Source organism: Halalkalibacter alkalisediminis (assembly GCF_028610705.1).
GTDB lineage: Bacteria > Bacillota > Bacilli > Bacillales > Bacillaceae_D > Halalkalibacter > Halalkalibacter alkalisediminis.
On the sequence record NZ_JAQQWT010000077.1, the window covers coordinates 1 to 4,765 of the forward strand.

General features: G+C 34.5%; 4 protein-coding genes. All 4 read left to right on the top strand.

All coding sequences use genetic code 11. The annotated features are described in order from the left end of the window. Positions 1 to 202: 202 nt before the first annotated feature. The 4 genes from PQ474_RS25515 (at position 203) to PQ474_RS25530 (ending at position 4,581) form a co-directional block, all read left to right on the top strand. Positions 203 to 1,024, top strand: coding sequence for a methyltransferase domain-containing protein (locus tag PQ474_RS25515; protein WP_273848387.1), 822 nt, complete (start codon positions 203 to 205; stop codon positions 1,022 to 1,024). A 1,321-nt stretch (positions 1,025 to 2,345) separates the two neighbouring features. Beyond that, positions 2,346 to 3,056 (top strand): hypothetical protein, encoded by a 711-nt coding sequence (locus tag PQ474_RS25520; protein WP_273848388.1) that lies wholly within the window; start codon positions 2,346 to 2,348, stop codon positions 3,054 to 3,056. Between the two features lie 450 nt (positions 3,057 to 3,506). Next, complete coding sequence (locus PQ474_RS25525; RefSeq protein ID WP_273848389.1) at positions 3,507 to 3,923, top strand: hypothetical protein; 417 nt, start codon at positions 3,507 to 3,509, stop codon at positions 3,921 to 3,923. 142 nt (positions 3,924 to 4,065) lie between these two features. Further along, entirely contained in the window at positions 4,066 to 4,581 is a 516-nt protein-coding gene (locus PQ474_RS25530) for a membrane lipoprotein lipid attachment site-containing protein (protein WP_273848390.1), read from the top strand. The last annotated feature ends 184 nt before the right edge of the window (positions 4,582 to 4,765 follow it).

The window sequence follows — 4,765 nt, forward strand, 5'->3', positions numbered from 1 at the left end:
AGACTTGGCAGTTAAATTGGATATTTATGTTAAGATAATTAGAGATTGTGAAGGATTGTACTTAAAGTAAAGGGCAGAAAAGTTGAACTAATAAAATTTAGTAACTCAACTGATAGTTGAAAATCTAAAAAAATCAATTTAAAAGTTATTGTTTGTTCGTTCTATAAAGCATTAGAATTGCTTTATTAAGGAGCGTGATTATATGAGAGAAACATTTGCAAAAAATATAAACAGATATAGAAAGGAAAAAGGATTAACTCAGGAAGGACTTGCGCAAAAACTCAAAATTTCGTATCAAGCAGTTTCTAAGTGGGAAAATGAACAAGCTATGCCTGATATTACATTGCTTCCTGAGGTTTCTAAAGTTTTAGAGGTAAGTGTAGATAAATTGTTAGGATATATATCATACGACAAACGAGTTACTATTTACGAAGAAGAATATGCAACACAAGAATATTATTGGGGTTTAAAGCCTAATAAAGATTGCTATAAGGTTCTTGAACTTATGCCACCTACTAAACATCTGAAATTGTTAGACATAGGCTGTGGCGAAGGGAAAGATGCTGTATTTTTTGCAAGAAATGGTTATGATGTAACGGCATTTGATATTTCAGATGCTGGGATTGAAAAAACAAAGAGACTTGCAGATATGGTTGGAGTTAATGTGAAAGTTTTTAAGGCTGATATTACAGATTTTAGATTAAATACACAATTTGATATCTTGTTTTCAAGTGGCGTATTACATTACATTAACCCCAAATTCCGTAGAGAAATATTTGATAATTATAAGAGTTACACAAACAAAGACGGTATGCACTTTTTTAATGTGTTTGTTCAAAAACCTTTTATAGCACCGCCACCTGAAAATGAACCGAACGCATTTGAGTGGAAGTCTGGAGAGTTACTATCCCATTACCACGATTGGTTAATAGAGAGCTGTCCTGAAGTCATTTTTGATTGTAATTCATCAGGTGTTCCTCACCAACATGCAATGAGTAAAGTGTTTTCTAAAAAAACACAATAGTTGTCGATGCGGCGGCTCCTATTGTTTATTGTGTTAACGAGGCAGTATTGTGGAAGAAGAATTAAAAATCATATTAGTTTTAGGAAAGTTTAGAAGATAGGGGTATTTATATGTGGAAAATAATCAAATTCACTCTGTTCATAATTGGAGTTATATTAATAATGCTTGGTGTTCCTAATTTATTAGGGATAACGACTAATGATGTTTTAAAATACCCTCTATATATTGGTTTAATTGTTTTTGTGATATTTTTTCCAGCAAGTTCGATTAAAAAATTGATAGCAAAATCAAATTAAGTAATATTTCTTCAATAATTCTATATTTCAGCTACGAAAGTTATTGAAGTAACGGGTGCGCGCGACAAGTTCTGTTATAAGCGCTATTCAGCGTGAAAGACAGGAAGTTTATTAGATTTAAGCTTCAACTTTACAACGGAGGATAGGAATGATGAAACCATGTTTTCAGAAACTATCCCATCAATACTCCTGCATGCGTCTTGACTGACAGGTCATGGGGTGTGAAGCACAGGTAGATTCGGCAGAAAGAAGGCTAGAGCCACTTCAATGGAGAAGGTATGCCAACCGATATGCCGCATGGCTGAAAAACTAGATAGGGTGAGAATGTTCCGCAGAAAGGAACTGACGAACTTCCGAATGTACGGGTCTAAAGTTAGAACATAGGGAAAGCCTATGTGCCATCCAACGATGGGGTGAGTGGTGTTTAGTAAAAATGCACCCTCTGAAAGACACTATACCGAACAAAGGCGGTATCCAGCTCACAGGCTTACAGGAAGCACCTACGTCTAGAATGTATAGCTACGTTGTAAGGTACTTGGAAAGCAAGGAACGTTGGATCAAGGGCTGTCACCCAAAACGTTTGTTATAAGGCACGAGCTGAAAAGCATTCATCCTTGTGAGGGTAGGGGTATGACCGTAGAATCTTCTGTAATGGGAGTGGAGGAACAGCCCCAAGTCTAGTGAAATGGAATGATTATTTTCCAAGCGTTCATCGCGCCGATCGGGTAGGAACGTGGGGATTTCCACAGTGCGAGCTTTTAGCAGGAAGGCTAGAGAAACCAACTTGTCTAAGGGTAACGAGGAACTTATAGTCTAGTACAGATCGCTAGATGGAGCGCGGAATGACGGGAAACTGTCACGTTCCGTGTGGAGCAGGGGAAAAGCTGGAGATCACTTCAAACGCTTACCTATTGCTAACGATTGCTCAATAAGGGCAATCGCTTCTTGTACTAAAGGGCAGAAGTTTCTACCCTAGGTTCTTTAAAAATCTAGATAATACGTGCGACATTGGGAGTGAATTTAAATTGAAAGTAATTGGTTGGATAGGTATATTACATGTTTCTATTATAATAGTCTGGATGATTATAAATATAGTCTTTAGTATTTCTAATCCCGTCGGCTATACTGAAGGTGAAACATTAGCCGAAACAGGAATCGCTTATTATAGTGAATTCCCTGGATATTTAGGCATGGACCACGGTAGTAAGGCGCTAATAATGTTGTTCTCAATCGTTCTACCTATTGGACTATTTATCAGTTTGAAAAAAATGAAAAATTTTAGTTTAGCAAACACAATTGGTTTAATTACTGGTTCTTTAGGTTTTGCTTTGTATGGTTTATCACTGATGATTCAAGCTACAACTGTTGAATATGCTTTTAAATTATATAATTCAAGTGAAGATATTTACACACGTCAATTCGCAACTTTATTATATGAATGGTCTATGCTTGAGGGTGGATTATCTGTGAGTATTTACATAATTGCTAATTTATTGTTATCTACTTGGCTTATATTACATTCAATGGGTCTATATATTTTAGAAAAGACAAAAAAACTAAGTATGCTAGGTTATTTGACAGGATTTTTGCAAGTTTTGGGGTATTTACTTTCATGGTTCTTTCTAATGCAAGGAAAGCAGAATATGCATAATTTCAATGAAGTAGTTGGACTACTTTTCATGTTCTGGATACTAATTATAAGTATTCAGATTGTTAGAGGAAAAGTAAGTGCTTGAGAATCACAAACGGAGGAATTCTTTAAAGTAAACTTAATTACTTGTGAATTATTACACTTAAATTAACGGGAGCTTATCTACAGTATGATTTTCCACCGTATTCAACGTAAGTAAAGTTACCATAAATGCCAGTTTTCTATCTTTGTAGAAGGATTATCTACAGTAAGTATTTATAGTTTTCAACGTTTACAAAGATAGGACTTTACGTGGAGGGGTGGGCATGATAGGCTTGGTTGCCTGATGAAACAACGGCTACAGCCTTTCAAGACCAATCATGCCCACAGAGGCTCCACGTCAAGTCCTTTTCCACCTATCTTGGCATTCATGTACACAAAGATAAAAGGTGCATTCTATCAATCTTTTGTCGGGAATACTGTAGATAATGGCAGGATAGTGCAAGAAGGATGTTTTTATTATGGAGGAAGCTATTAACAAAAGGGTGGTATAAAAATGAAGTTGAGAGTATTGTTTGGTATTTTACTTATTGTTATTTTGACAGCTTGTTCTTCAACGACACAAACGGTTATTTCCGATGAAGTAATCTTTTATGGGGAAGGAGAATATTGGAATGTTAGTTACATATACAATTCAGGATTGTATGAAGAGAAAAAGATAAATTGGGTTGAAATCGAAGCTAAAGGTTTTGAGCTATCACAGGATGAAATTGATAATATTGACATTGAATTTGAAGGGAGAGATGGTTTGATTACAGGTAATGTTGGAGATATGGAAACGAAAATTGAGGGTAATGCTATCTCTTTTTTAGTTGGTACTGTTAATTTTGAAACACATGAAGAAGATGAATATAAAATCACTATTAACTTCAAAGATAAACACGATGTTATAAAGTTGCAGATAAAACGTTGATAATCAACTAACTGATGTGTTAGTAAAATTACGGGCTGTAAGGATGTAGCTCGTTTTTTAAATACCCACTTATTGGAAGATGATGTTAAACTAAAGGGCAGTTTAGTGCAAGAGTGATTTGACTGAAAATAGGGGGGATTTCATGAAAAAGATAACAATATCTATTCTCATTTTATTTATCTTGTCAGGGTGCAATAGAAGTTATGAATCACTGGAAGAAGCAGTACAGAGTGAATGGAAAACGCCAATAGAAGTTGTGAATCAAGATGAAGAAAGACAATTAGTATATTATTTAGACAATGACCAACATATTTTAGGTGTTTACTATTATGAGAATGGAAGATACAGATATGATAATAAACAAAGTGTTGGGATTACGTTCAGTTCGGACAATGGCTTACCTTTTTTTGTTCAAGCAAATTATTTTGAAGGTGTAGGTAAAATAATTCATGGTGCTATTAAAACAGATGAACATGAGATAGAAAAGTTTATTATTCAATATAAAAATGGAGAACAACAGGAAATTATTGCAAAAAACAATACATTCATAACTGAGTATCCAACATCTATAACAACTAGTATTGAAATGTTCCAAACAGAAATTGAAAATGTAATTGGATATGGCAAACAAGGAGAGATTGTAGAAAGTTATTATTAGTTTTACTTAAAGTAACGGGAGCGTTCCTGTAATAAGACAGGAGCGCTTTTTGTATATCAAAGAAAAGGAAATTAATGTTAAACTAAAGGGCAGTATTCTTTAAGAAGATACTAATTACTTATTTGTGTTATTATATTATGGAAAATATAATGTATTTTGGTAAAAAGGAGGGTGTCTATGAAGA